At 74.4% G+C, this 26,784-nt stretch carries 23 protein-coding genes; 16 read left to right on the top strand and 7 right to left on the bottom strand.

Translation table 11 applies throughout. The features are described from left to right. Positions 1-170 precede the first annotated feature (170 nt). From dapA to Q0963_RS13825, 3 genes are all read left to right on the top strand, one after another. A complete protein-coding gene (dapA, locus tag Q0963_RS13835) occupies positions 171-1,067 on the top strand; it encodes a 4-hydroxy-tetrahydrodipicolinate synthase (protein ID WP_299447007.1) in 897 nt (298 codons plus the stop codon). After that, positions 1,064-2,749 (top strand): ribonuclease J, encoded by a 1,686-nt coding sequence (locus Q0963_RS13830; protein ID WP_299447004.1) that lies wholly within the window; start codon positions 1,064-1,066, stop codon positions 2,747-2,749. The genes dapA and Q0963_RS13830 overlap by 4 nt, the downstream gene beginning before the upstream one ends. A 694-nt stretch (positions 2,750-3,443) precedes the next feature. Then, positions 3,444-5,990 carry a DNA translocase FtsK gene (locus Q0963_RS13825; RefSeq protein WP_299447001.1) on the top strand — a complete coding sequence of 849 codons (2,547 nt, stop codon included), beginning with the start codon at positions 3,444-3,446 and terminating at the stop codon, positions 5,988-5,990. On the opposite strand, the gene Q0963_RS13820 is transcribed toward Q0963_RS13825, so the two are convergent. Continuing rightward, positions 5,977-6,993 carry a MauE/DoxX family redox-associated membrane protein gene (locus Q0963_RS13820; RefSeq protein WP_299446998.1) on the bottom strand — a complete coding sequence of 339 codons (1,017 nt, stop codon included), beginning with the start codon at positions 6,991-6,993 and terminating at the stop codon, positions 5,977-5,979. The two genes, Q0963_RS13825 and Q0963_RS13820, sit on opposite strands and share 14 nt — an antisense overlap. Before the next feature lie 37 nt (positions 6,994-7,030). Here Q0963_RS13820 and Q0963_RS13815 point away from each other — a divergent pair, with 37 nt between their 5' ends. Further along, positions 7,031-7,732 carry an ion channel gene (locus Q0963_RS13815; RefSeq protein WP_299446995.1) on the top strand — a complete coding sequence of 234 codons (702 nt, stop codon included), beginning with the start codon at positions 7,031-7,033 and terminating at the stop codon, positions 7,730-7,732. Positions 7,733-7,742: 10 nt separating this feature from the next. On the opposite strand, the gene Q0963_RS13810 is transcribed toward Q0963_RS13815, so the two are convergent. Further along, positions 7,743-8,939: a dipeptidase gene (locus Q0963_RS13810; protein ID WP_299446992.1), complete on the bottom strand. Its 1,197-nt coding sequence runs from the start codon at positions 8,937-8,939 to the stop codon at positions 7,743-7,745. 58 nt (positions 8,940-8,997) lie between these two features. Between Q0963_RS13810 and rimO the strand changes: the two genes are divergently transcribed. Genes rimO through Q0963_RS13790 form a run of 4 tightly spaced genes read left to right on the top strand, consistent with a single transcriptional unit; the run spans position 8,998 to position 12,006 of the window. After that, positions 8,998-10,416, top strand: a complete 1,419-nt coding sequence (gene rimO / locus Q0963_RS13805) for a 30S ribosomal protein S12 methylthiotransferase RimO (protein WP_299446989.1) — start codon at positions 8,998-9,000, stop codon at positions 10,414-10,416. Continuing rightward, on the top strand, positions 10,413-11,165 hold the full coding sequence (gene pgsA / locus Q0963_RS13800; RefSeq protein ID WP_299446986.1) for a CDP-diacylglycerol--glycerol-3-phosphate 3-phosphatidyltransferase: 753 nt from the start codon (positions 10,413-10,415) through the stop codon (positions 11,163-11,165). Before rimO ends, pgsA begins: the two co-directional genes overlap by 4 nt. Further along, positions 11,162-11,701: a CinA family protein gene (locus tag Q0963_RS13795; RefSeq protein WP_299446983.1), complete on the top strand. Its 540-nt coding sequence runs from the start codon at positions 11,162-11,164 to the stop codon at positions 11,699-11,701. Before pgsA ends, Q0963_RS13795 begins: the two co-directional genes overlap by 4 nt. Beyond that, positions 11,698-12,006: a helix-turn-helix domain-containing protein gene (locus Q0963_RS13790; protein WP_299446980.1), complete on the top strand. Its 309-nt coding sequence runs from the start codon at positions 11,698-11,700 to the stop codon at positions 12,004-12,006. The genes Q0963_RS13795 and Q0963_RS13790 overlap by 4 nt, the downstream gene beginning before the upstream one ends. A gap of 26 nt (positions 12,007-12,032) precedes the next feature. Here Q0963_RS13790 and Q0963_RS13785 read toward each other — a convergent pair whose 3' ends face one another. Then, a complete protein-coding gene (locus tag Q0963_RS13785; RefSeq protein WP_299446977.1) occupies positions 12,033-12,908 on the bottom strand; it encodes a DNA-formamidopyrimidine glycosylase family protein in 876 nt (291 codons plus the stop codon). A gap of 80 nt (positions 12,909-12,988) precedes the next feature. On the opposite strand from Q0963_RS13785, the gene Q0963_RS13780 reads away from it, so the two are divergent. Further along, positions 12,989-13,402, top strand: coding sequence for a hypothetical protein (locus tag Q0963_RS13780; RefSeq protein ID WP_299446974.1), 414 nt, complete (start codon positions 12,989-12,991; stop codon positions 13,400-13,402). On the opposite strand, the gene Q0963_RS13775 is transcribed toward Q0963_RS13780, so the two are convergent. Next, a complete protein-coding gene (locus tag Q0963_RS13775) occupies positions 13,392-18,086 on the bottom strand; it encodes an ATP-dependent helicase (RefSeq protein WP_299446971.1) in 4,695 nt (1,564 codons plus the stop codon). The genes Q0963_RS13780 and Q0963_RS13775 overlap by 11 nt on opposite strands. A 176-nt stretch (positions 18,087-18,262) precedes the next feature. Between Q0963_RS13775 and Q0963_RS13770 the strand changes: the two genes are divergently transcribed. Continuing rightward, the gene (locus Q0963_RS13770; protein ID WP_367180069.1) at positions 18,263-19,138 is read left to right on the top strand and encodes a fructose bisphosphate aldolase; all 876 of its coding nucleotides are present in this window, start codon (positions 18,263-18,265) and stop codon (positions 19,136-19,138) included. Positions 19,139-19,172: 34 nt separating this feature from the next. Further along, positions 19,173-20,228, top strand: coding sequence for a lysylphosphatidylglycerol synthase domain-containing protein (locus Q0963_RS13765; protein WP_299446965.1), 1,056 nt, complete (start codon positions 19,173-19,175; stop codon positions 20,226-20,228). Positions 20,229-20,231: 3 nt separating this feature from the next. On the opposite strand, the gene Q0963_RS13760 is transcribed toward Q0963_RS13765, so the two are convergent. The 3 genes from Q0963_RS13760 to Q0963_RS13750 are packed head-to-tail and all read right to left on the bottom strand — an operon-like array spanning position 20,232 to position 22,850. After that, positions 20,232-20,816, bottom strand: coding sequence for a YdeI/OmpD-associated family protein (locus tag Q0963_RS13760; RefSeq protein WP_299446962.1), 585 nt, complete (start codon positions 20,814-20,816; stop codon positions 20,232-20,234). A 13-nt stretch (positions 20,817-20,829) separates the two neighbouring features. Beyond that, positions 20,830-21,855: an agmatine/peptidylarginine deiminase gene (locus Q0963_RS13755; RefSeq protein ID WP_299447196.1), complete on the bottom strand. Its 1,026-nt coding sequence runs from the start codon at positions 21,853-21,855 to the stop codon at positions 20,830-20,832. Between the two features lie 26 nt (positions 21,856-21,881). Beyond that, positions 21,882-22,850, bottom strand: coding sequence for a nitrilase-related carbon-nitrogen hydrolase (locus Q0963_RS13750; RefSeq protein ID WP_299446959.1), 969 nt, complete (start codon positions 22,848-22,850; stop codon positions 21,882-21,884). Positions 22,851-22,910: 60 nt separating this feature from the next. On the opposite strand from Q0963_RS13750, the gene Q0963_RS13745 reads away from it, so the two are divergent. The 5 genes from Q0963_RS13745 to Q0963_RS13725 all read left to right on the top strand — a co-directional run bounded on the left by Q0963_RS13745 (position 22,911) and on the right by Q0963_RS13725 (position 26,781). After that, entirely contained in the window at positions 22,911-23,135 is a 225-nt protein-coding gene (locus tag Q0963_RS13745) for a DUF3046 domain-containing protein (RefSeq protein ID WP_299446956.1), read from the top strand. A 30-nt stretch (positions 23,136-23,165) separates the two neighbouring features. Further along, positions 23,166-24,095 (top strand): ABC transporter ATP-binding protein, encoded by a 930-nt coding sequence (locus tag Q0963_RS13740; protein WP_299446954.1) that lies wholly within the window; start codon positions 23,166-23,168, stop codon positions 24,093-24,095. Beyond that, positions 24,095-24,949, top strand: coding sequence for an ABC transporter permease (locus Q0963_RS13735; RefSeq protein ID WP_299446951.1), 855 nt, complete (start codon positions 24,095-24,097; stop codon positions 24,947-24,949). The genes Q0963_RS13740 and Q0963_RS13735 overlap by 1 nt, the downstream gene beginning before the upstream one ends. Further along, a complete protein-coding gene (locus Q0963_RS13730; RefSeq protein WP_299446948.1) occupies positions 24,946-25,770 on the top strand; it encodes an ABC transporter permease in 825 nt (274 codons plus the stop codon). Before Q0963_RS13735 ends, Q0963_RS13730 begins: the two co-directional genes overlap by 4 nt. A gap of 63 nt (positions 25,771-25,833) precedes the next feature. Further along, positions 25,834-26,781 carry a homocysteine S-methyltransferase family protein gene (locus Q0963_RS13725; protein ID WP_299446945.1) on the top strand — a complete coding sequence of 316 codons (948 nt, stop codon included), beginning with the start codon at positions 25,834-25,836 and terminating at the stop codon, positions 26,779-26,781. The last annotated feature ends 3 nt before the right edge of the window (positions 26,782-26,784 follow it).

Genomic DNA, 26,784 nt, shown 5'->3' with positions numbered 1-26,784 from the left:
GGCCGACGGTGGGGAGGTCCCCCGCCGTGACCGGGACGCAGAGGCGTCCGGTGCCGAACGTAGACCCGCGCCCACGGGTCGGCAACCGGAGCGCTCGCCGGGCCGGGGAGGGGGCTGCGCCGGGGATCCCAGGCCACTCCCGCGCACGGGTGCGCACTACGCTGACGCCCATGACGACATCCCCCTTCGGCCGCGTCCTCACGGCGATGGTGACCCCCATGTCACCCAGAGGGGAGGTCGACGACGCGGGGGTCGACGCCCTCGTCGAGCACCTGCTGGCGACCGGGCACGACGGCCTCGTCGTCAACGGGACGACCGGCGAGTCCTCGACCCTCACCGACGACGAGAGCATCGCGGTCGTCTGTCGGGTCGCCGACCACGTCGCCGGCCGGGCGCGGGTCGTCGCCGGCTGCGGGTCCAACGACACGGCGCACGCGGTGCACATGGCCGGCCGGGCCGTCGAGGCCGGCGCCGACGCCCTCCTGCTGGTGTCCCCGTACTACAACAAGCCCACCCAGCCGGGCCTCGTCGCGCACTGCCGCGCGGTCGCGGACGCCACCGACCTGCCGGTGATGCTGTACGACATCCCCGGGCGCACCGGCATCCCGTTCGCGACCGAGACCCTGCTGGCCCTCGCCGAGCACCCGCGCATCCTGGCCGTCAAGGACGCCAAGGGCGACCTCGCCGCCTCCACGCGGGTCATGGCGGCCACCGACCTGCTGTGGTTCAGCGGCGAGGACGCCCTGACCCTGCCCCTGCTCGCCATCGGCGCGGTCGGCACGGTCTCGGTCGTCGGCCACGTCGCCGGGGCGCAGTACCGGGCGATGGTCGAGGCGGTGGACCGCGGCGACCTCCCGGAGGCGTTGCGCCTGCACCGGGGGCTCGTCCCCGTCGTCGACGCGATCATGAGCCCGTCGCAGGGCGCGATCATGGCCAAGGCCGCCCTCGTCGAGCTCGGCGTCATCGAGCACGCGACGGTCCGGCTGCCCCTGCTCGAATCCCCGCCCGAGCACCTCGAGGCGCTCCGGGCCGCGCTCGCCACCCTCCCGGCCCCGACGGACGCATGAGCCACCCGCACCCCGACCTCGACCTGCCAGCACCGCTCGTCCCGGGAGGCGTGCGGGTCACGCCGCTCGGCGGCCTCGGCGAGGTCGGCCGGAACATGACGGTCATCGAGCACGACGGCCAGCTGCTCGTCATCGACTGTGGTGTCCTCTTCCCCGACGACTACCACCCCGGCATCGACCTCATCCTCCCGGACTTCTCCTCCATCGCCGACCGGCTCGACCGCATCCAGGCGATCGTGCTCACCCACGGCCACGAGGACCACATCGGCGCCGTGCCCTACCTGCTGCGGCTGCGCCCGGACCTCCCCGTCGTCGGCTCCCAGCTGACCCTCGCGCTCCTGGAGGCCAAGCTCAAGGAGCACAGGATCACGCCCTACACCCTGGGCGTCGCGGAGGGCGGCCGCGAGCGGCTCGGCGTCTTCGACTGCGAGTTCATCGCCGTCAACCACTCGATCCCGGACGCGCTCGCCGTCTGTGTGCGGACCCCCGGCGGGACGCTGCTGCACACCGGCGACTTCAAGATGGACCAGCTCCCCCTCGACGGGCGGCTCACCGACCTGCGCGCCTTCGCGCGCCTGGGGGAGGAGGGCGTCGACCTCTTCCTCACCGACTCCACGAACGCCGAGGTGCCCGGCTTCACCACGCCCGAGCGCGAGATCGGCCCCGCCATCGACACCGTCTTCCGCCAGGCCGAGCGCCGGATCATCGTCGCGTGCTTCTCCTCGCACGTGCACCGGGTGCAGCAGGTCCTCGACGCCGCCGCCGCGTCCGGGCGGAAGGTGGCGATGATCGGCCGGTCCATGGTCCGCAACATGGGCATCGCCGCGGACCTCGGCTACCTCCACGTCCCCGACGGGGTTCTCGTCGACGTCAAGCAGCTGGGCGACCTGCCCGACGACCAGGTGGTCCTCGTGTGCACGGGATCCCAGGGCGAGCCGATGGCGGCGCTCTCCCGGATGGCGATGCGCGACCACCGCATCGAGGTCGGCACCGGCGACACGGTGCTGCTCGCCTCCTCGCTCATCCCCGGCAACGAGAACGCGGTCTACCGGGTCATCAACGGGCTCATGCGGCTCGGAGCGACCGTCGTCCACAAGGGCAACGCCAAGGTCCACGTGTCGGGCCACGCGAGCGCCGGCGAGCTCATCTACCTCTACAACATCGTCCAGCCGCGCAACGTCATGCCGGTGCATGGGGAGTGGCGTCATCTCGTCGCCAACGCCGACCTCGCGATGCGCACCGGAGTGGACCCCCGCGGCGTCGTCGTCGTCGAGGACGGGGTGGTCGTCGACCTCGTCCAGGGCCGGGTGTCGGTCGCCGGCTCGGTCGAGTGCGGGTACGTCTACGTCGACGGGTCGTCCGTCGGGGAGGCCGACGAGACCCTCCTGAAGGACCGACGGATCCTGCGCGACGAGGGCTTCATCTCGGTCGTCGTCGTCGTCGACACCTCCTCGGGCACGATCGTCGCCGGCCCCGAGATCACGGCGCGCGGCTTCGTCGAGGACGACGTCGTCTTCGACGAGATCCGCCCCCGGATCGAGCAGGCGCTCCTGGACGCGACCTCGCAGGGCATCACCGACTCCCACCAGCTCCAGCAGGTGGTGCGCCGCACCATCGGACCCTGGGTCGGGCGCAAGATCCGCCGCCGGCCGATGATCATCCCGACGGTCATCGAGGCCTGAGCCCTCGCGCCCCCCGCGGGCGAGATCCGGATTTCGCCGGAGCGCGAAAACTTCGTCGTCGCATCCGCCCCACGCGGTAACAACTGTCGCTTGCGTTAACAACCGCATCAGAAAATGCCCGAAATGACGCGGAAAGTTTCGGCGTTTCGCTGGCGCGGAAGGTAAAGCGTTCGTAAAGTAATAGTCAGTGAGTGGTCAAGACCGCAGGGGGTCGGGACCACGAACGGCACCGCCACTGACAACCACATCGGGCCCGCGTTCTCGCGATTCACCCGCCCCGTCCGGCCGGCACGCCCCACGCGTGCCGGATGGATGTGACGGGAGGGTCGGGCCCGTTCGGTCGTCACGGTAGCGGATCGGAGGCCTCGCCTTCGGCCAGTTGCGGTGGTCCGCTCGACGCCAGGGGTCGAGCGGACCACCGCACTGTCGTCTCCGGAGCTCCGTCCGCGCGCGGCGCGACGGGCTCACCCCCGCTCACCGATCCCGGCCCGACGTGCCGCGTGTGACACGTGTGTCCTGTGTGACTCTCGCGTACCCTGCGGCCATGGCGACTCGCACGACCTCGACGTCCCGTGCGCGCGGCGGATCGACCCGACCGTCGACGCGCAAGGGCACCCCGCGCTCGCGTAAGCCGTCGGGAGGCGCCCGATCGGGAGGGCTGCCCCTGCCGCTTCGAGCGGCGCAGAGCACGTGGATGGGCCTGGCCCACGCCACGGGTGCGGTGGCCCGCAAGGTCGGGGACACCGGGCGCGACCTCGAGCCGGAGCACCGCCGCGACGGCATCGGCTTCCTCCTCCTCGCGCTCGCCGTCGTCGTCGCGGCCCGCGAGTGGTGGGACATGCCCGGCGCCGTCGGCGTCGTCGTCCACGCCGTCGTCGCCGGCACCTTCGGCAAGGCCGGCTACGCCCTGCCGATCGTGCTCCTCCTCTTCGGGATCCGGGTGCTGCGGGCTCCCCAGGACGAGGCGGCCACCTCCCGGATGGCGGTGGGGACCACCGCCGTGGCCTTCGCGGCGTGTGGTCTCGTGCACGTCTCCGCCGGGATCCCGGTCCCGCCCGACGGGGCCGAGGGCATGCGCGCCGCCGGCGGCATCGTCGGCTTCCTCGCCTCCAGCCCGCTCGAGGCTGCGGTCTCGGTGTACGGCACCGTGCCGCTGCTGCTCCTCCTCGGCCTGTTCGGCATCCTCGTGCTCACCGCGACGCCGCTGCACCAGGTGCCGACGCGGGCCCGCGAGGTGCTGCACCGGCTCACCGGCGCCGAGGCCGACGAGCCCGCCCCGGCCCCCGAGAAGACCCCCCGTGGCCGCACCCGCGCCCGCGTGGCCGACCCCGACGACCCCCGGGTGGGCGACGAGGCCTTCGAGCAGGCCGCGGTCGTCGACCCGCGCACCGGTAAGCGGCTCCGGCCGGGCCAGAAGCGGCCCGCCGACGCCGACACTCCCGCCGCGGCACCGAGCGCTGTGGCCGCCCCGGCGCGTGCCGAGAAGGCTCCGCTCGAGGCGCCCCCCACCTCGCAGCTGCCCGCCCGGGTCGAGCAGCTCTCGCTGGCCGGCGACATCACCTACACCCTGCCCGACTCGGCCATCCTCGAGCCGGGCAGCCCGCACAAGACGCGCAGCGCGGCCAACGACAACGTCGTCGACGCCCTGACGACGGTGCTGGACCAGTTCGACATCGACGCCCAGGTCACCGGCTTCACCCGAGGCCCGACCGTGACGCGCTACGAGGTCGAGCTCGGGCCCGGCATCAAGGTCGAGCGGGTCACCGCGCTGAGCAAGAACATCGCGTACGCCGTCGCGAGCGCCGACGTGCGCATCCTCAGCCCGATCCCCGGCAAGTCGGCGATCGGCATCGAGATCCCGAACACCGACCGCGAGAAGGTCAGCCTCGGCGACGTCCTGCGCAGCCAGGTCGCCCGTGGCTCCGAGCACCCGATGGTCATGGGGGTCGGCAAGGACGTCGAGGGCGGCTACGTCATCGCCAACCTCGCGAAGATGCCGCACCTGCTCGTGGCAGGGGCGACCGGCGCCGGCAAGTCGAGCTTCGTCAACTCGATGATCACCTCGGTGCTCATGCGCTCGACGCCCGACGAGGTCCGCATGGTCCTCGTCGACCCCAAGCGGGTCGAGCTGACGGCGTACGAGGGGATCCCGCACCTCATCACCCCGATCATCACGAACCCGAAGAAGGCCGCCGAGGCACTCCAGTGGGTCGTGCGCGAGATGGACACCCGCTACGACGACCTCGCGCAGTTCGGGTACAAGCACATCGACGACTTCAACAAGGCGGTCAAGGCGGGCAAGGTCAAGCCGCTGCCCGGCTCGGAGCGCGTCATCACGCCCTACCCGTACCTCCTTGTCATCGTCGACGAGCTCGCCGACCTGATGATGGTCGCGCCCCGCGACGTCGAGGAGTCGATCGTCCGGATCACCCAGCTGGCGCGCGCGGCGGGCATCCACCTCGTCCTCGCCACCCAGCGCCCGTCCGTCGACGTCGTGACCGGCCTCATCAAGGCGAACGTGCCGTCGCGGATGGCCTTCGCCACGTCCTCGCTCGCCGACAGCCGGGTCGTCCTGGACCAGCCGGGCGCCGAGAAGCTCATCGGCCAGGGTGACGCGCTGTTCCTCCCGATGGGGGTGAACAAGCCGATGCGCGTCCAGGGGGCGTGGGTCACCGAGTCCGAGATCCAGGCGGTCGTGCGGCACGTCACCGACCAGCTGAAGCCCAGCTACCGCGAGGACGTCGTCCAGGCCCAGCCGAAGAAGCAGGTCGACGACGACATCGGCGACGACCTCGACATCCTGCTCCAGGCCACCGAGCTCGTCGTGACGACGCAGTTCGGCTCGACCTCGATGCTCCAGCGCAAGCTGCGGGTCGGCTTCGCCAAGGCCGGCCGGCTCATGGACCTGCTCGAGTCCCGCGGGGTCGTCGGCCCCTCCGAGGGGTCGAAGGCGCGCGACGTGCTCGTCAAGCCCGACGACCTGCCGACGACGCTCGCGCTCATGCGCGGCGAGGACGTGCCCGACGCCGACGAGCCGTTCGACGGGCAGCCGCTGGACGGGGACGCGCGCGCCGTGGCCGAGGCCGCGGAGGTCCTGCGCGACGACACCGCCGAGGTCCCGGTCGTGCCGTACGGCGGGGACGCCGTGGGAGCCGACCTCGACCGCTACCCGGTGGCCGTCGAGTACGGGGACGACGACGACGGGTCCGGCGAGGACGCCTGGCAGCTCACCGGCCGCTGACGTCCGAGGCCGCCGTGGCCGCCGGCGCGGGGCGGGTGCCCAGGTGCAGGTGGGCGCGGACCTCCTCGACGAACTCGAGGATCGCCGCCTCACCGGTGACCGGGCCGCCCGCGAGCAGCCCGTCGGTCCCCAGGAGGACCGCCGACGGCGCTCCGGGCGCGAGGCTCCGGCGGGCGACGCGGTGCGGGTCGAACCAGGCGTGCCCCGCGAGCTCGGGGTGCGCGGCGAGGACCGCGGGCGGACCGAGCAGGACGGCGTGCACCGCCACCGGTCCGAGGTCGGCGGCCCAGGCCGGGACCAGCGGGGCGATCCGCTGGCACGGCCCGCACCCGGGGCTGAGGAACACGAGCAGCCGCGCGGCGCGCTTGGCCTCCTCGCCGACGTGGACGAGCCGCCCGTCCTCGGTGAGCACCTGGGCGTCCGGGATGGACCGGCGCCGGTACTCCCCGTCGGCGTCGACTTCGGGCGGCGGCGGCGCGTCCCCGGGCGCCGGGCGCCAGGTGACGAGCACGGCGACCGCGACGACGAGTGCGGTGGCGGCGAGCCAGAGCCACATCCCGGGTCCTGCGACCGCGGCCGGGAGGAAGGCGGCACCCTGGAACGCGCCGACGACGGTGAGCACCGCCGCGAGGACGAGCAGCGCGGTGCGCGCGACGGTCACGCGGGTCACCCGGGCGTCCCCGAGCTCGCCGAAGCAGCCGCACTCGGCCGGTGCGGGGCCGCGCTCGGCCCGGACGACGAGCCCGAGGTAGGCGGCGAAGAGGAGGAGGACCGCCGACGCCACGACGAGGTGCGCCACCCCGGTGGCGACGAGGAGCCAGAGGCCGAGCGCGACCTCGAGCCACGGCAGGGCACGGCGGACGGCGACGGCGTCGAACGGCGCCGGCACCCGCAGCGACTCGACGGCGCGGTCGAGCGACTGCGGGTCCCGCAGCTTCGCGACCCCGCTGACGACGAGAACCGCGGCGCAGGTGAGGAGGGGCAGCAGCAGGGCGCTCGGCATTCCGGCATTCTCCATCAGCCCCGGCTACCGTGAGGCCATGTCGATGATGTGGGAGGACCTGCGCGAACCGGTCAGCACCTGGGGCCGCTGGAAGGCCACGCTGCGCAAGCAGCCGTCGGCGTTCCTGCTCATGGCGCAGGTGCTCGTCATCCTCCTGCTGCCGTTCCTGCAGGGCAGCGGGTACGGGCGGGCGATCATCTCGCTGCTCAGCCTCACCGCGGTCATCATCGCGATCTTCACCGTGCGCAGCACGCCGGCGCTCACCTGGCTGTCGATCACCCTCGCGCTGCCGGCGGCCGCGTTCGAGGTGTGGAGCCTCGTCGAGCCGAGCTCGACGATCCTCATCCTCGCGCACTGCGCGCTGGCCGTCTTCTACTTCTACACCGCCTACGGCCTCATCGCGTACATGTTCGAGGACTACTGGGTGACCAAGGACGAGCTCTTCGCCGTCGGCGCCGCCTTCACCGTGCTCGTCTTCGCCTTCGCCTACCTGTACCTCGCGATCCAGGAGGTCTGGCCGGCCTCGTTCACCTCGTTCGACGGCCCGGGGGAGCGGACGTTCCTCGAGCTCCTGTACTTCTCGGGCGCCAACCTCACGAGCGTCGGCCTCAGCGACGTCGGGCCGATCCGGCCGCAGGCCCGGGCGCTGGTCAGCGTCGAGCAGCTGGGCGGTGTGCTGTACGTCGCGATGGTCATCTCCCGGCTCGTCGCGCTCACCGTCATCCGCGCCCGCCAGTGACCCGGCCGGCTCAGGCCGGGACGCCGTCGAGGTCCTCGATGCGCGCCAGGCCCGGCCCGCGGGTGGCGGCGATCGCGGCCGCGCGGGCCTCGACCTCGCCGAGCAGGCGCAGCGCGTTCCCCGAGGTGAGGGCTCCCAGGTCGGCGTCGCTCCAGCCGCGGTCGGCCAGCGCCGCGAGCAGGCGGGGGTAGCCGGTGACGTCCTCGAGCCCGGCCGGCTGCACGTCGACCCCGTCGTAGTCGCCGCCGAGCCCGATGTGGGCGATGCCTGCGACCTCGCGCACGTGCTCGCAGTGCGCGACGACGTCGCCGATCGTCGCGACCGGCGCCGGGTGGGTGCGACGACGCTGTGCGGTGAACGCGGTGTAGGCGGAGAAGTCCGAGGACGAGATGCCCTCGAGGGCGGCGGCGTCGGAGGCCTCGAGGTCCCACTCGCGGACTGCGGGGGAGACGAACTTGGGCACGAACGTCACCATGCAGACCCCCCCGTTGTCGGGCAGGCGCTCGAGGACGTCGTCGGGCACGTTGCGGGGGTGGTCGCAGACGGCGCGGGCCGAGGAGTGCGAGAACACGACGGGCGCGGCGCTGGTGTCGAGCGCGTCGCGCATCGTGTCGGCGGAGACGTGGGAGAGGTCGACGAGCATCCCGAGCCGGTTCATCTCGCGGACCACCTCGTGCCCGAAGGCCGACAGCCCACCGAGGACCGGCTCGTCGGTGGCCGAGTCCGCCCAGGGGACGTTGTCGTTGTGGGTGAGCGTGAGGTAGCGGACCCCGAGCGCGAAGAGCATCCGGAGCGTGCCGAGCGAGGAGTCGATGCTGTGCCCGCCCTCGGCGCCCATGAGCGAGGCGATCCGCCCGGTGGCCAGGGCCCGCTCGACGTCGGCGCGGGACCTGGCCAGCGCCAGGGCGTCGGGGTAGCGGCGCACCATCTGGTGGACGGCGTCGATCTGCTCCAGCGTCGCACTGACCGCACGCTCGCCCTGGAGGTCGGCCGGGACGAACACCGACCAGAACTGGGCCCCCACCCCACCCTCGCGCAGCCGCGGCAGGTCGGTGTGCGTCGGCAGGCCGCCGGCGGCCAGGTCGAGCCGGTCCCAGTCGTACCCGGCGCGCTCGCGCGCCTCCCAGGGCAGGTCGTTGTGGCCGTCGAGCACGGGGTGCTGCTCGAGCACCCCGCGGATTCGTCCCCCGATGTCATCCCCGTGCATGGGCGCGACCCTACGGGGCCTGGCCGGGAGGCCGCCACCGCGCAACTAGAGTGGCCGCATGACGATCAGTGCGAGCCGTGGCAGCGTCGCACTGGTGACCCTCGGGTGCACCCGCAACGAGGTCGACTCCGAGGAGCTCGCAGGGCGCCTCGCGGCCGACGGGTGGGCCCTGGTCGACGACGCCGCCGACGCCGACGTGGCGCTCGTCAACACGTGCGGGTTCGTCGAGCAGGCCAAGAAGGACTCCATCGACACCCTGCTCGAGGCCGCCGACCTCAAGGAGACCGGCCGCACCCGGGCCGTCGTGGCCGTCGGCTGCCTCGCGGAGCGGTACGGGCAGACCCTGGCCGACGAGCTCCCCGACGCGGACGCCGTGCTGGGCTTCGACTCCTACGCCGACATGTCCTCGCACCTGCGCTCGATCCTCGACGGCGGTCGTCCCGCCTCGCACGTCCCCAGCGACCGGCGTCGCCTGCTGCCCCTCTCGCCGGTCGAGCGCCCCGACGCCTCCGGTGGGGTGGCCCTGCCGGGGCACGCCGCCGAGGTCGTGCGCAGCCGGCTCGGGAACGCCCCGTGGGCGCCGCTGAAGATCGCGAGCGGCTGCGACCGCCGATGCTCCTTCTGCGCCATCCCGATGTTCCGTGGCTCCTTCGTCTCCCGACGCCCCACCGACGTCCTGGCGGAGGCCCGCTGGCTCGCCGACCAGGGCGTGCGCGAGCTCTTCCTCGTCAGCGAGAACTCCACGTCGTACGGGAAGGACCTCGGCGACATCGGCCTCCTCGAGAAGCTGCTGCCCGAGCTCACCGGCATCGACGGTGTCGAGCGGGTCCGGGTGTCCTACCTCCAGCCCGCGGAGGTCCGCCCGGGCCTGCTCGAGGCGATGGCTGCCACCCCGGGGGTGTCGCCCTGGTACGACCTGTCCTTCCAGCACGCCTCCACCCCGCTGCTGCGGCGGATGCGCCGCTTCGGCGGCACCGAGGCCTTCCTCGGGCTGCTCGACGGCATCCGGTCGCGCCAGCCCCTGGCCGGGGCCCGCAGCAACGTCATCGTCGGCTTCCCCGGCGAGACCGAGGCCGACGTCGCCGAGCTCGAGCACTTCCTCACCGAGGCCCGCCTCGACGTCGTCGGCGTGTTCGGGTACTCCGACGAGGACGGCACCGAGGGCGAACGGCTCGACGGGCACCTACCCGACGAGGTCGTCGCACAGCGGGTCGAGCGGCTGACGGCGCTCGTCGAGGAGCTGACGGCCCAGCGCGCCCTCGACCGGGTCGGCGAGCACGTCACGGTCCTCGTCGAGGAGCACGACGAGGACGACCCCACCGTCGTCGTCGGTCGCGCCGACCACCAGGGGCCCGACGTCGACGGGGTCTGCCACGTCCGGATGGGCCACGGGACGGCGCTGCCCGAGCCCGGGTCCTTCGTCGACGGCGTCGTCGTGGATGCCGAGGGGGTCGACCTCCTCGTGGAGCCGCGATGAGCGAGCCCACACCCCGCCCGAAGCGCCCGGTCCGGCCCGGGCCGCTCGCCGAGGGCCGAGCCAGCGACCCGTACCGCGTCGGCATCGACCCGGCGAGCCCCGTCGTGCCCGAGACCGGCCCGAGCGCCTGGAACATCGCCAACTACCTCACCGTGCTGCGCCTGCTGCTCGTGCCGGTGTTCGGGTGGCTCCTGCTCCTCGACGGTGGCGCCGACCCGACCTTCCGCTGGGCGGCGTTCGCGGTGTTCGCCGTCGCGATGGTCACCGACCGGGTCGACGGCGACCTCGCCCGCAGCCGGGGCCTCGTGACGAACTTCGGCAAGGTCGCCGACCCGATCGCGGACAAGGCGCTCGTCACGATGGCGCTCATCGGGCTCTCCAGCATCGGCGAGGTGCCGTGGTGGGTCACCGCCGTCGTCCTCGTCCGGGAATGGGGGATCACCGCCGTCCGCTTCTGGGTGATCCGGCACGGGGTCATGGCCGCGGGGCGGGGCGGCAAGGTCAAGACGGCGCTCCAGACCTTCGGCATCGGCTTCTTCCTGTGGCCCCGCACGACCCTGCCCGTCCCGGAGCTGTGGGACGCGCTCGCCTGGGGGCTGCTCGGCGCGGCGGTCCTCGTCACCGTCGTCACCGGGATCGACTACCTGGTCCAGGCGGTCCGGCTGCGCCAGACGAGCGAGCGGACCCACCGCAAGCGGGCGGCCCGGGCGGCCCGCGCCGCCCGGCGGGCCGGCCGGTCGGCGCCGTGACCCCGGCCGACCTCGTCCGGGCGCTCACCGCGCGCGGGCTCACCGTGGCGACCGCCGAGTCCCTCACCGGTGGCCTCGTCTGCGCGACGCTCACCGAGGTCCCCGGGGCGTCCGCGGTCGTCCGGGGCGGGGTCGTGTCGTACGCCGCCGACGTCAAGGCCTCGGTGCTCGGGGTGGACCCGGCCCTGCTCGCCCGGGTCGGCGCGGTCGACGGTGACGTCGCCGCCGCGATGGCCGCGGGTGTCCGTGACCTCCTCGGCGCCGACCTCGGTGTCGCGACGACGGGGGTCGCCGGGCCGGACCCCGCGGACGGGCAGCCCGTCGGGACCGTCTACGTCGCCGTGGCCGGGCCGGCGGGAACACGGGTCGAGCGGAAGGCGTTCGAGGGGGACCGGGCCCAGATCCGCCGCGCCAGCGTCGAGTCGGCCCTACGCCTGCTCGCGGCCGACCTCCCGAACCTCCGCGACGCCGGCGACGAGGCGGGGTACCGTGGTGCCACGTCCACGACACCGAGGGCCCGAGAGGAGGCGCCGTGATCCTGCTTCGTCATGAGCTGGGCGAGGTGCTGCGTGAGGCCCGCCGTGCGCAGGGCCGCACCCTGCGCGACGTCGCCGGCTCCGCCGCGGTGTCGCTGGGCTACCTCAGTGAGATCGAGCGCGGCACCAAGGAGGCGTCCTCCGAGCTGCTCGCGTCCGTCTGCGACGGCCTCGGCCTCTCGCTCTCGGAGCTGCTCGGGCTCGTCCAGGACCGCGTCGAGCACGTCGAGACCCTGACGGCGCCCGTCACGCTGCCGGTCGGCGCGTCCGCCGACGCCGAGCACGTGTCCGCCTCGGCGGCCTGACCCCCACCCCTCCGCGGCGAGCCGGCCTACGGCATGCGCCTCCGGTAGGCGCCCCGGCTGCCGGGCGTGCTGCCCAGCGGGCGCTGCGGACGCCCGTCGTCGGTGGGCGCCAGACCGCCCTGGCAGGTGGGGCACGAGAAGATCGTGCGCTCACGCGGCGGGGCGCCGGCCATCGCCACCCGCACCGTGTCGCCGCAGCGGCGGCACGGCCGCCCGGACCGCGCGTGGACGTAGGCCTCCTCGCCGGCGCGCTGCACCCCCGTGCTCGCCTGCCAGCCGGTGCGCTCGGCCGCCGTCATGAGCCGGTGCAACCGGTCGAGCAGGCGGTCGAGGCGGTCGGGGTCGAGGGCGGCGGCCGGGGTCCAGGGGTGGAGGCGCTCCACGAACAGTCCCTCGCTGGCCCAGAACGTCCCCACGCCCGCCAGCACCCGCTGGTCGAGCAGTGCCTCGGCGGCCGTGCCGGGGTGGGCGAGCAGTGCGTCGCGAGCCCGGTCGGGGTCCCAGTCGGGGCCGAGGACGTCGGGGCCGAGGTGGCCGACGAGGTCGTGCTCGCGCGCCGTGGGCACGAGGTCGAGCATGCCGAGGCGCAGGCCGAGCGCCGACCAGGTGTCGGTGAGCACGGCCGCGCGCAGGTCCTGGCGGCGCAGCCCGCGCTCGGTGGCGGGCCCGGGGTGCTCGATGCGCCACTGGCCCTCCATCCGCAGGTGGGAGTGCAGCGTCGTGCCCGAGTCGAGCCGGTGCAGCAGGTGCTTGCCGCGGGCGAGCACCTCGGTGGTCGTCGAGCCCGCCAGGTCGACGTCGGGCACCGACGGCCAGCGCAGCTCGGCCCGCTCGACGACGCGACCGGCGAGCGCCCGGTGCAGCCGGTCGGCGGTGCGGTGGACGGTGTCACCTTCGGGCACGGGCACCTCCGCGGTGGCGGACGGCGGCGTGGCCCTCGTGGGTCTGGGCGGGCCGGGCGCCATCTGCTAGACACGGTGCTGTGGATGTCCCCCGAGTCGACGGGCAGCGGTCGCTGCGGCCGGTGGTGCTCGCGTGCCTCGGCGGCATCAGTGCGTTCCAGGTGTCACTGGCCGCCGGCGCCCCGTTCGGCGCCATCGCGTACAGCGGGGCCACCGCGGGCGTCCTCCCGCCGTCGCTGCGGGCGGCCTCGGCCGGGGCGGCCCTGGTGTGGGGGAGCGCAGCAGCCGCCGTGGCAGCCGGGCGGCCACGCTCGCCCCGCGCCCAGCGCGCCGTGTACCTGACGGTCGCCGGTGTCGCCGGGGTGGGGTCGCTGGTGAACCTCGCGTCGCCCAGCCTGCCCGAGCGGATGCTGTGGGTGCCCGTGACCGCGGTCCTCGCCGTGAGCGCGTGGCACGAGGCGCGGGCGCTGCGACCTCGGGGGGTCACCGCCTGAACCGCAGCCCGCGCGGAGTCAGGTGGAAGCCCGCGGCCTCGAGGGCGCCGACGACCGGGTGCTCGCTGCCGAGCAACTGGCCACCGTCGGCCTTCTCGACGGTGATGCGGCCGAGGTGGCCGCGGCGGACGGCATCGGCCAGGGCCGTGGCGGCCAGGGCGAGCCCGTCGGGGTCCTCGGTGTAGGTGAGCAGCGTCTTGCCGCCGCGCTCGACGTAGAGCACGAGCACCCCGTCGACGAGGACCACCACCGCCCCCGCCTTGCGGCCGGGCTGGTGCCGGCGCCGGGTGCCCTCGGCCCCCTCGGCGGCGGGGTCGACGGCACGCTCGGGCCAGGGCAGGGCGGCACCGTACGGGTTGGCCGGGTCGCTGGCCGCCACCACCGTGGCGGTCGGGGTCTCCCGCCGGTCACCGCCACTGCCCGCGCGCAGCCGGTCGACGGCACCGGACGTGCCGAACTGGGAGGCGCCGAGACCCTCGACGAAGTAGCCGCGGCGCACCCGCCCGCTCTCTTCGGCCTTCCCCAGGACGCGGTAGACCGCGGCGAAGCCACCGGGCACCTCCTCGGCGGCGACCGCACCCCGGGTGAGCACGCCGTACCGGTCCAGGAGCAGCTCGGCCGTGGCGAGGGCGCGCAGGGTGGGGTCGCCCTCGGCGGGCGGCAGGAGCGACCAGCGCCCGCTGACCCGCGCGGGACCGGACCGCGACGGCAGGGCGGGGCGGGACGGCGCCGAGCCGAGCGCGCCCAGCGGCCCCCGCCGGGTGCCGTAGCGGGTGCGGCGGGGCCCCGGCGCAGAGCGCTTGTGGGCGGTCCGGCCGCCGGCGAGGAGGGCCCGGACCGGAGCAAAGGTGTCGCCGGTGACCCGGCCCGACCACACGAGGTCCCACAGGGTCGCGGCCAGGGTCTCGTCGTCGGTGCTGCCGACCTGGTCCGACAGCGACCGGAAGAAGTGGGCGCCGCCCCCGGCGAGGGCGTCGAGCACCGCGACCCCCGACTCGGTGGGCACCCGCTCGGGGTCCGGGCCGCGCAGGGTGAGATGGGCGGAGTCGGCGACGTGCAGCGAGACCCAGCCGTCGTCGCCGGGCAGCGACCCGTGCCCGCACCACAGGACCTCCCCGGTGGCCATCAGCTCGTCGAGCATGGCGGGGGAGTAGTCGGCGACCCGGGCCGGCAGCACGAGCGTCTCGACGGCGCTCGCCGGCAGCAGCGCCCCGCTCAGCTGCTCGACGACCCGGACGACGCCGTCGCGGCCGCGGAGCCGCCCCCCGACGCCCTGCCACTCCTGGAGGAAACGCGCGAGCTCGACGGGCGTGACCGGCTCGACCTCGGCGCGCAGGGCCGCGAGCGAGCGGCGCCGCAGCATCCGCAGGACCTCGGCGTCGCAGTACTCGGTGGAGCCGCCGCCGGTGGGCAGCAGCTCGCCCTCGACGACGCGCCCCGACGCGGTGAGCCGGGCGAGGGTGGTGGTGGCGACCGCGACCCCCAGCCCGTAGGCCCGCGCCACCTCCCCGGCGTGGAAGGGCGCGTGGGTGCGGGCGTAGCGGGCGACGAGGTCGCCGAGCGGGTCGTCGACGGGCTCGAGGAAGGTCTGCGGCACCCCCGGCGGCAGCGAGGTCCCCAGCGCGTCGCGCAGCCTCGAGGCGTCCTCGATGGCGGCCCAGCGCTCCTCGCCGGCGACCCGCACCGGGATGACCTGACGCGCCGCGCCGAGGGTGGCCAGCCAGCCCTCGACGTCGGCACCGGTGACGCCCTCGCGGCAGCGCGCCAGCACCGCCTCGACCGTCAACGGGCCGAGGACCCGCAGCAGGTCGAGGACGTCGTCGGCGTCGCGGGCGGCGCGGTCGGGGGTGAGCCGCTGCAGCTCGGCCTCGGTGCGGGCGATCTGCTCGGCGTCCAGCAGGTCGCGCAGCGCGAGCCCCTCGGACCCGCCGAGCAGCTCGGCGAGCAGCGACGGGTCGAGGGCGAGCGCCGCGGCCCGCCGCTCGGCGAGCGGGGTGTCGCCCTCGTAGAGGAACTGTGCGACGTAACCGAAGAGCAGGGACTTGGCGAACGGCGACGGCGTGGTGGACTCGACGTCGACGACGGTGACCTTGCGGCCGGCGATGTCGCGCATGAGGTCGACGAGACCCGGCACGTCGAAGACGTCCTGGACGCACTCGCGGACGGCCTCGAGGACGATCGGGAAGGTCGGGAAGCGGCTGGCGACCTCGAGCAGCTGGGACGCCCGCTGCCGCTGCTGCCACAGCGGCTGGCGGCGGTTCGGCTGGCGGCGGGGGAGGAGCAGGGCCCGGGCGGCGCACTCGCGGAACCGGCTCGCGAAGAGCGCGGACCCGCCGATCTCGTCGGTGACGAGCGTGCGGATGTCGTCGGGGTCGAGCGTCACGAGGTCGAGCAGCTCGCGGCCCACGCCGCGCCGGTCGATGCCGTCGACGTCGTCCCACTCGAGGTCGGGCAGGCGCAGCACGATGCCGTCGTCGCCGTGCATCGCCTGGACGTCGACCCCGAAGCGGTCGCGCATCCGGGCGCTGACGGCCAGGGCCCACGGGGCGTGCACCTGGGCGCCGAACGGGGAGTGCACGGCGATGCGCCAGTCGCCGAGCTCGTCGCGGAAGCGCTCGACGACGATGGTGCGGTCGTCGGGGACATGGCCGGTGGCCTCGCGCTGCTCGCGCAGGTAGGTGAGGAGGTTGTCGGCGGCCCACTCGTCGAGCCCGGCGGCCATGACCCGCTCGCGGGCGGCGCCGGCGGGCAGCGCCTCGACCTCGCGGACGAACTCGCCGACGGCCCGACCCAGCTCGGCCGGGCGGCCCAGGGAGTCGCCCTTCCAGAACGGCAGCCGCCCGGGCAGGCCCGGTGCGGGGGTGACGAGCACCCGGTCGTGGGTGATGTCCTCGATCCGCCAGGTGCTCGTGCCGAGGGTGAACAGGTCGCCGACGCGGGACTCGTACACCATCTCCTCGTCGAGCTCGCCGACCCGGCGCCCGGGCCCCTCGCCGGTGGCGAGGAACACGGCGTACAGGCCGCGGTCGGGGATGGTGCCGCCCGAGGTGACCGCGAGCCGCTGGGCGCCCCGCCGCCCGGTGAGGGTGTCGGAGAGACGGTCCCAGGTGATGCGCGCCCGCAGCTCGGCGAAGTCCTCGCTGGGGTACTTGCCCGCGAGCATGTCGAGGACGGACTCGAGCACCGGGCGGGTCAGGGTGGCGTAGGGCGCGGACCGGCGGGCCAGGGCGAGGACGTCGTCGACGGTCCACTCGTCGAGCGCGCACATGGCGACCACCTGCTGGGCGAGGACGTCGAGCGGGGTGGTGGGGACGCGCAGGGCCTCGATGCGGCCGGCGAGCATCCGCTCGACGACGACGGCGGTCTGGACGAGGTCGCCGCGGAACTTGGGGAACAGGACCCCGCGCGAGACGGCCCCCACCTGGTGGCCCGCGCGCCCGACGCGCTGGAGCCCGGAGGCCACCGACGGCGGCGACTCGACCTGGACGACGAGGTCGACGGCCCCCATGTCGATGCCGAGCTCGAGGCTGCTGGTGGCGACGACCGCGGGCAGCCGGCCGGACTTCAGGTCCTCCTCGATGGTGGCCCGCTGCTCCTTGCTCACCGACCCGTGGTGGGCCCGGGCCAGCACGGGCGCGGCACCGGTGGACTGCCCGGACTGGGCCAGAACCTGGGCGGGGGTGGACTGCAGCACCGCGGGGCGGGCCGTGGCCCCGGCGGCCCCCACGGCCTCGGCGCCGTCAGCAACCTCGACCCGCTCCTCCCAGATCTCGTTGAGCCGGGTCGTCAGCCGTTCGGCGAGGCGGCGGCTGTTGGAGAAGACGAGCGTGGAGGTGTGGTCGGCGACGAGGTCGACGATGCGCTCCTCGACGTGCGGCCAGATGGACGCCCGCTGCTCGTGGCCGGAAGCGGCCCCGGCGAGGTCGCCGGTGGGCTGCCCGAGCTCGGCCATGTCGGGCACGGGCACGACGACCTTGAGGTCCCACTCCTTCGTCGAGGGCGGCTGGACGACCTCGACGGGGCGGCCGCCGGCGAGGTAGCGCGCGACCTCCTCGACGGGGCGCACGGTGGCCGACAGGCCGATCCGCTGCGCCGGGGCGTCGAGGAGCGCGTCGAGACGCTCGAGCGACAGGGCCAGGTGGGCGCCGCGCTTGGTGCCCGCGAGCGCGTGGACCTCGTCGAGGATGACCGTCTCGACCCCCGCGAGCGCCTCACGGGCGGCGGAGGTGAGGATGAGGAAGAGCGACTCGGGCGTCGTGATGAGCACGTCGGACGGGGCGCGGGCGAAGGCGCGGCGCTCGTCGGCCGGGGTGTCGCCGGAGCGCACCGAGACGGTGATGTCGGGCTCGGCGAGCCCCATCCGTGCCGCCGCGTGCCGGATGCCGACGAGCGGGCTGCGCAGGTTGCGCTCGACGTCGACGGCGAGGGCCTTCATCGGGCTGACGTACAGCACCCGGCAGCGTCTGAGGCGCTCGTCCGGGACCGGCTCGGCGGCCAGCCGGTCGAGGGCCCAGAGGAAGGCCGACAGGGTCTTGCCGGAGCCGGTGGGGGCCACGACGAGGGCGTGGTGGCCGCTGGAGACGGCCTCCCACGCGCCGGCCTGGGCGGTGGTGGGTGCGCTGAAGCTCCCCCGGAACCACGCGGCCGTGGCGGGGGAGAAGCGGTCGAGGACGTCGCCGTTCATGCTGGTCACACCCTCTCACCCGGGACCGACAGCCGGGCCGGTCCGATCGCGCCGACCCGCCCGGCGCTCCGGCTCGGGACCTCCGCCCCTGGTCACCGGAGGCCACGGCGTGTGTCATGGAGTGTGGGCGCCGGCGCGAGGCCGGGGCCGTGAGGAGGACCGTCGTGAACGAGCGGATGCTGGAGAAGGTCTCGACCGGGAGCGGCTTCATCGCCGCCCTCGACCAGAGCGGCGGCAGCACGCCGGGAGCGCTCCGGCGGTACGGGATCGACGAGACCGCCTACCCCGACGAGGCGACGATGTTCGACCTCGTCCACCGGATGCGCACGCGCATCATCACGAGCCGGGCCTTCGACGGCGACCGCATCCTCGCGGCCATCCTCTTCGAGCAGACGATGGACCGCGAGATCGACGGGACGGGGGCGGCCGAGTACCTGTGGAAGCACAAGGGCGTCGTGCCGTTCCTCAAGGTCGACAAGGGCCTCGAGGAGGAGTCCGAGGGCGTCAAGCTCATGCGGCCGATCCCGGACCTCGACGCCCTGCTCGACAGGGCCCGCACCCACGGTGTGTTCGGCACGAAGATGCGCTCGGTGGTCCGCAACGCCGACGCGTCCGGCATCGAGGCCGTGGTCGCCCAGCAGTTCGCCGTCGCGGGGACGATCCTCGCCGCCGGCCTCGTCCCCATCGTCGAGCCGGAGGTCGACATCCACAGCCCCACGAAGGCCGAGGCCGAGGAGATCCTCCAGGTCACGCTGCTGCGGCACCTCGACGGGCTCGACGAGGGCCGCTCCGTTCTCCTCAAGCTCACCCTGCCCGAGGTCGACGACGGGCACGCTGCGCTCCTCGCCCACCCGCGGGTGATGCGCGTCGCGGGTCTCTCCGGTGGCTACACGCGCACCGAGGCCGTCGACCGGCTCGCCCGCAACCACGGGGTCATCGCGAGCTTCTCGCGGGCCCTCACCGAGGGGCTGACCGCCCAGATGGACGACGCCGAGTTCGACGCCGCGCTCGATGAGTCGATCGGCCTCATCTACACCGCCTCGGTGACCTGAGGGCCGGCCCGCCGTGGGCGACGAGGAGGGTGGTGTGGACCATCGGGAGGCGGTCCTGGTCCCTCGGCGGGGCCGGAGCCGGCGGCGGCGGCTCGTCCGGCTCCTCGTCGCGACGGCCCTCGCGGTGGCGATCGTCCTCGGCGGGCTGCCGCTGGTCTCCGGAGCCACGTGGGCGGCGACCTGGTCGGTCCTGCGGGACGTCTCGGCACCGACCCTGCTCCTGCTGACCCTCGTCTGGCTCGCCGGGCTGTGGGTCCACACGGTGGCGCTCGTCGCGGCCATGCCAGGCCTCAGCCCGGGCCGCGCGCTGCACCTCAACCTCACGGGCAGCGCCGCCTCCAACGTGCTGCCACTCGGCGGAGCGGCCGGCACGGCCGTGAACTTCTGGTCGTGCCGCCGGTGGGGCTTCACCCCGGACGCGTTCATCCGCTGGGCCCTGGTCACCAACCTCTGGGACAACGCCCTCCGGCTGGTGCTCCCCGCGGTGGCGGTGGCCTGGCTCGCCGTCGTCGGGACGGCGCCCACGCCCGGCCTGCGCGGCCTCGCCGGCACGGGGCTGGTCCTCCTCGCCGCCTACCTCGCCCTCATCTGGGCCCTGCTCCACAGGTCGTGGGCCGACCGGGGCCTCGGCTGGGTCGTGGGCCGCCTGCTGCCCCGGACCGACGGAGCCACCGGCCGGCAGCCCCGGTGGGTCGGGGGTCTGCCCGAGCTGCGCCGGACCACCCTGCAGCTCGTGCGGCACAGCGCCCTGCGCGTCGCCGGCGGCAAGGCGGCGTACGCGGTCGCCCAGGCCTGGCTGCTCTGGCTGTGTCTCGGCGCCGTGGGGGTCAGCGCCCCGGTCGTGGTCGTCGTCGCCGCCTTCGCCGTCGAGCGGCTCGCCTCCCTCGCGGTGCTCACCCCGGGAGGGTCGGGCCTCGCCGAGGTCGGCGCCGTGGGGGTGCTCGTCGCCTTCGGGCTGCCGGGCGCGGCCGCCGTGGCCGCGGTGCTGCTCTACCGGACCTTCATCTTCCTGCTCGAGATCCCGGTCGGCTTCCTCCTTCTCGCCGGGTCCGCCCTCGTCGCCCCCCGACCCGCCGTGGCATCCGGCTGACGCTCACCGGGTGGACCCGGACCCGCCGACCTGGGGCTCACGGAGCCTGCCGCTCCGCGCGACGGCCGGGTCGGTGCACGAGGACAGGTCGAAGCAGCAGGGGCGTCGCTTGCCGTCGTCCAGCTTCGAGATGCTCACCTCGACGCGTCGCTGCCGGGTGTCGGGGTTCGCGGTGGCCCGGACCCAGCGCACCCACTCCCACCGCGCCATCGGGGTGATGTCGGCCCACAGGTCGCGGATGCTCGCCGGGGCGGCGTCGAGGGCGGCGCGCAGGTCGTCGGGCACCTCGGGCTCCGGCCACTCGGTCGTGACCGTCAGGGTCACCTCGGCGGTGTCGCCCGGCTCGAGCCCGGCGGCCCGCTGGAGCGCCTCGCCGACGCGGACCCAGTGACCGCGGAGCCCGTCGGGCTCCACGACCGTCTCGAACGGGTGGCCCTGGAGGGTCGCGTGCACGGCAACCTGCCCCCGCGACGGCAGCCGCCGGCTCGCTTCCGCGGGCAGCCGCACGAGGCAGGTGTCGTCGATGGCGGCCAGCACGGCCTCGAAGCGCACCGGCGCAGGCCCCGCAGCACGGGTGTCGGTGGACATGGGGCTCGACCTCCTACACCTTCGGCTGCTGCTGGGTGATGCAGTGGATGCCGCCACCGCGGTCGAAGAGCGGCCGGGCGTCGACCGGGACGACGCGCCGCTGCGGGTAGGCCCGGGACAGGAGGGACAGCGACTCGCGGTCCTGCGGGTCCTCGAAGGAGCAGGCGACGACCCCGCCGTTGCACACGTAGTGGTTGATGTACGACCAGTCGACCCACCCCTCCTCGTCCTCCAGCGTCCGCGGCGCCGGGACGCGCACGACCTCCAGCGGCTGGCCGCCGGCCCCGGTGACGGACGACAGGAGGCCCTCGAGCTCGCGGGACACCTCGTGGTCGGGGTGTGCCGGGTCGGCCTGCCAGTGCAGCAGGACCAGGCCGGGGTCGGCGAAGGTCGCGACGATGTCGACGTGCCCACGCGTCCCGAACTCGTCGTAGTCGCGGGTGAGCCCGCGAGGGAGCCAGATGCACGTCGTGGCCCCGATGGTGCGGGCCAGCTCGGCCTCGACGTCGGCGCGGCTGCGCCCGGGGTTGCGGCCCGGGTCCAGCTGGACCGTCTCGGTGAGCAGGACGGTGCCGCGGCCGTCGACGTGGATCCCGCCGCCCTCGTTGACGAGGTCGGAGCCGATGCGCTCGACGCCCTGGTGGTCAGCGACGAAGGCCCCGATCCGGGCGTCGTGCTCCCACACCGCCCAGTCCTGGCCGCCCCAGCCGTTGAAGACCCAGTCCACCGCCGCGATCCCGCCCTGCCCGTCGACGACGAACGTGGGCCCGATGTCGCGCATCCACGCGTCGTCCAGCGGGGCCTCGACGACGTCCAGGCCGTACGCCGGCACGCCTCCGCGGCCGAGCCAGTCGCGGGCGACGGCGACGTCCGCCGGGTCGGCGACGACGGTGACGGGCTCGAACCCGGCGACCGCCCGCGCGACGGCCGACCAGGTGCGGTGGGCGTCGTCGGCGTCCTCCGGGGTGTCGCCCAGCGCGTAGCCGGCTGTCGGCCAGGCCATCCACGTCTGTTCGTGCCGGGCCCACTCGGCCGGCATCCGCCATGTCCCCCCGGTGGCCACGGCTACACCGTCCGCCGGTGCTCGGGGCGGATCGGAGCCGCCAGCGCCGCGTACGCGTCCGGTCGCCGGGTGGCGAGGAACGGGAAGAGCCCGAGCCAGTCCGCGCGCTGGGCGAGGTCGAGGTCGGCGACGAGGACGGCTGCCTCGTCGCGCGGCGCCCGCACCAGGACCCGGCCGTACGGGTCCGCGATGAACGACGACCCGTAGAACGTGATGAGGCCCTCGGTGCCGTACCGGTTCGGGACGACGACGAAGAGGCCGCTGGCGATGGCGTGCCCGACGATGGTGTGCTCCCACAGCGGCCGGGTGTCGAAGTCGGGGTGGTCGGGCTCGGAGCCGATCGCGGTGGGGTAGGCCAGCACCTGGGCGCCGCCGATGCTGTAGGCCCGGGCGACCTCGGGGAACCACTCGTCCCAGCACGTCGGCAGCCCGACCCGCACCGGGGGGTCGGTCAGCTCGTACACGGGGAACGCCTCGTCGGCCGGGCCCGGGCGGAAGTACCGGTCCTCGTAGTACCCGGCGGTGACCGGGATGTGGGTCTTGCGGGTGCGGCCCACCAGCGTGCCGTCGGGAGCGACGAGCACCGCGGTGTTGTAGCCCAACCCGTCGTCGGCGCCGCCGGGGCCGGCCGACCGCTCGTAGAGGCTCGCGTGCACGTACGCGCCCGTGGTGGCGGCGGCCTCGCGCGCGAACCGGACCGTCGGCCCGTCCTCGAGCGACTCCGCGCTCGCGTCGGCGCGGCCGTCGGGGAGGGTGTCGGCGGGGTAGCGCGACAGGGTGAGCTCGGGGAGGAACACGAGGCGCGCCCCGGCGCCCGCGGCGGTGGCGACCCCGTCGAGCAGCGTGGAGCGCAGCCGGTCGGCGTCCTCGTCCCAGGCGTGCTGGACCAGGCCCACCCGGACCGGGGCGGCAGCGGGCTCGTGGACGCGGGCGGGTGACCCGGGGACCCCGTCGGCGGTGATGAGGCGCATGGCGGTCAGTATGCCGTCCGCCCAGGTCGCGGGGTCGGGAAGCCGTCTAGGATCCCTCCAATGCGGCATTCCAAGTTGTGGGAGCTCCTGGGCGACGAGTTCGGCGACACCTACGCCACCTCGCTCGCCCGCTCCCACGTGCTGACCCGCCTCGGCGACCGCACCGCCGTGCAGGCTCTCGACGAGGGCGTGACGCCGCGCGAGGTGTGGCGGGCGATCTGCGAGGACCTCGACGTCCCCGAGGAGCGCCGACTCGGGGTCGACCGCCGCCCCAGGAACCCCTAGGCCCGGCGGCATGGTCTAGCGTCGCTCCTCGTGACCGACGAGGTACTGCTCCGGGCACGGGGGCTGACCAAGACCTTCGGCGACTTCATCGCCGTCGACGGCATCGACGTCGAGGTGCGCCGGGGTGAGGCCTTCGGCTTCCTCGGCCCGAACGGGGCGGGCAAGAGCTCGACGATGCGGATGGTCGGCTGCGTCTCGCCGGTCAGCGGGGGCGAGCTGAGCATCCTCGGCCTCGACCCCGCCACCGACGGGCCCGCGATCCGCGCCCGGCTCGGGGTCTGCCCGCAGCAGGACATGCTCGACGAGGACCTGTCGGTCGAGGAGAACCTCTGGGTCTACGGCCGCTTCTTCGGGCTGTCCCGCCGCGAGGTGCGGGCGCGCGCCGACGAGCTGCTCGAGTTCGCCCAGCTCACCGAGCGGCGCCGCGACCGCGTCGAGCCGCTCTCGGGCGGCATGAAGCGCCGGCTCACCATCGCCCGGGCGCTCATCAACAACCCGGAGGTCCTGCTCCTCGACGAGCCGACCACCGGCCTGGACCCGCAGGCCCGGCACGTGCTGTGGGACCGGCTCTACCGGCTCAAGCGCCAGGGCGTCACCCTCATCATCACGACGCACTACATGGACGAGGCCGAGCAGCTGTGCGACCGGCTCGTCGTCATGGACCACGGCCGGATCGTCGCCGAGGGCAGCCCCCGCGAGCTCATCGACGCCTACTCGACCCGCGAGGTCGTCGAGCTGCGCTTCGAGGTCGACGACCGGGACCACCCGGTCGACGCCGTCCGGTCCGTCGCCGACCGCGTCGAGCAGCTGCCCGACCGGTTGCTCGTCTACACCGCGGACGGCGACGAGACCCTCGCGCGGCTGCACGAGAGCGGCGTGCGCCCGCTGTCGGCCCTCGTGCGCCGGTCGACGCTGGAGGACGTCTTCCTCCACCTCACCGGCCGCAGCCTCATCGACTGATGGGCGCCGCTCCCGGCGTCACCGTGCCGGCCGCCGACCGGGCCACCGGGCGCCTGCTCGCGGGCCCCCGACCCCCGATGGCGCGCGGCGAGCGGGTCCTGGCGGCGATGGAGCACCACCTGCGCGTCTACCGCCGCACGTGGCGGGGCTCGATCATCAGCCGCTTCCTCTCCCCGCTGTTCTTCCTCGCGGCGATGGGCCTCGGGCTCGGGTCCCTCGTCGACTCCAGCGCCGGCGGGGTCGGCGGGCAGCCCTACCTGCAGTTCGTCGTGCCCGGCATCGTCGCCTACCAGGCGGCCCTGCTCGGCTTCGGCGACGCCACGTACCCCGTCCTCGGCTACATCAAGTGGAACCGGATGTACTCCGCCACCCTGTCGACCCCGCTCGGGGTCACCGAGGTCCTGCTCGGGCACCTCACCGTCCTCGGGGCCAACCTCGTCGTCGCGACCACGATCTTCCTCGCGATCGCCGCGGTCTTCGGTTCCTTCGCGTCCTGGTGGGTGCTCCTCGCCGTCCCGGTCGGGCTGCTCACCGGCCTCGCCTTCGCCGTGCCGACGTTCGCGATCAGCGCGTCGATCCGGACCGACAACGTCTTCGGCATCCTCTACCGCTTCGTCCTCACCCCGGTCCTGCTGTTCTCGGGCACGTTCTTCCCGCTCGAGCAGCTGCCCCTGTGGATCCGGCCCCTCGCCTGGGTGACGCCGCTGTGGCACGGCGTGGTGCTCACCCGGCACGCAGCGGTGGGGCAGTGGCCGGGCTGGATGGGCCTGGTCCACCTCGGCGTGCTCGTCGCCGTCATCGCGCTCGGCTGGGTCCTGGCACACCGCGCCTTCACCCGCAGGCTGCTGTCATGACGGCCGCGGGCACCGGCACGCCCCTCCGTCGCGGGCTCCTCCTGCCGTTCCCCGCCGGGGCCGGCCGGGCGCGCTTCGTCGTCGCCCGCAACGCCACGGCGTTCCGTCGGGCCTGGGTGCTGCTGCTCAGCGGCTTCGTCGAGCCGGTCTTCTATCTCTTCTCGCTCGGGGTCGGGCTGGGGGCGCTCGTCGGCCGGGTCACCACCGACGGCGGCTCGGTCGTCTCGTACGCCGCCTTCGTCGCGCCGGCCCTCCTGGCCGCGTCCGCGATGAACGGCGCGATCTTCGACGCCACCTTCAACGTGTTCTTCAAGCTCCGCTACCAGCACCTGTACGACGCCATGCTCGCGACGCCCATCGGGCCGCGCGACATCGCCGTCGGCGAGATCACCTGGTCGCTGCTGCGCGGCGGCCTGTACTCGGCGATGTTCCTCGTCGTCGCGCTCCTCGCGGGGCTCGTCGAGTCGTGGTGGGCGCTGCTGGCCGTCCCGGCCGCGGTGCTCGTGGGGCTCGCGTTCGGTGCGGTCGGGATGTTCACGACGACGTTCATGCGCTCGTGGCAGGACTTCGACTACGTCACCCTCGCGATCCAGCCGATGTTCCTCTTCTCGGCCACCTTCTTCCCGCTCTCGACCTACCCCGACGCGCTCCAGTGGCTGGTCCGCGCCACGCCGCTCTACCACGGGGTCGCGCTCGAACGCGGCCTCATGCTCGGCGAGGTGGGGTGGGGCCTGCTCTGGCACGTGGCGTACCTGGCGGGCCTCGGCGCCATCGGGGTCCTCGGGGCCTCGCGACGCATCGCCCGCCTCCTGCTGACCTGAGCCCCGGCCGGTGGCCCGACCGGGCCATCGACGGCGCGGCGGCCGGCGAGAACACTGGCGCCCATGACCATCGCGTCCCCGATCCTGCGGGCGCTGGGGGACACCTCGCTCCCGGGTCTCGTCACCGATGGCGGGCTCGAGACCGACCTCGTCTTCCACCACGGCGCCGACCTGCCCGAGTTCGCCGCGTTCCCCCTGGTGGAGGAGCACCGCGGGCGGGAGCTCCTGACGACCTACTACGACGGGTACGTCCGGGTCGCGAGGGCGGCCGGCGCCGGCCTCATGCTCGAGACCCCCACCTGGCGGGCCAACCCGGACTGGTCGGCCCGGCTCGGCTACGACCTCGACGCGACCCGGCGGGTCAACGCGGACGCGGTCGGCATGCTCCGCGACCTGCGGCACCGCTACGCCGACGACGTGCCGACCGTCTTCGTCTCCGGCATGGTCGGCCCGCGCGAGGACGGCTACGTCGCGCCCACGGATCCGGACCCCGAGGAGGCCCGGGACTACCACGCCACGCAGATCCGGGCTCTGGCCGACGCGGGCGCCGACGTCGTGACCGCGCTGACCCTGACGACCGCGGCCGAGGCGACCGGCGTCGTGCTCGCCGCGCGGGAGGCGGGCGTCCCGGTGGCGGTCTCGTTCACCGTCGAGACCGACGGGCGGCTCCCCGACGGCACGAGCCTGGCCGGCGCCGTCGCAGACGTCGACGCCGCCGCCCCGCCGGACTACTACCTCGTCAACTGCGCCCACCCGACCCACGTCATCCGGGGTCTCGACGGGGGGCCGTGGTCGCACCGCATCCGGGGGACCCGGGTCAACGCCTCGACGATGAGCCACGCCGAGCTCGAGGCCGCCGAGGTCCTCGACGAGGGCGACCCCGCCCGGCTCGCGACCGAGCAGGCGCTCCTCAGCCAGCGGCTCCCGGAGCTGCGGATCGTCGGCGGCTGCTGCGGCACCGACGTCCGGCACGTCGCGGCGATGTGGGGGGTGAGCAGCCCTCCCTCGTGACGG

The organism is uncultured Phycicoccus sp. (genome assembly GCF_947495705.1).
Taxonomy (GTDB): domain Bacteria; phylum Actinomycetota; class Actinomycetes; order Actinomycetales; family Dermatophilaceae; genus Phycicoccus.
The sequence above is the reverse complement of the archived record's forward strand: the minus strand, read 5'-3'. Positions and strand labels throughout refer to the sequence as shown.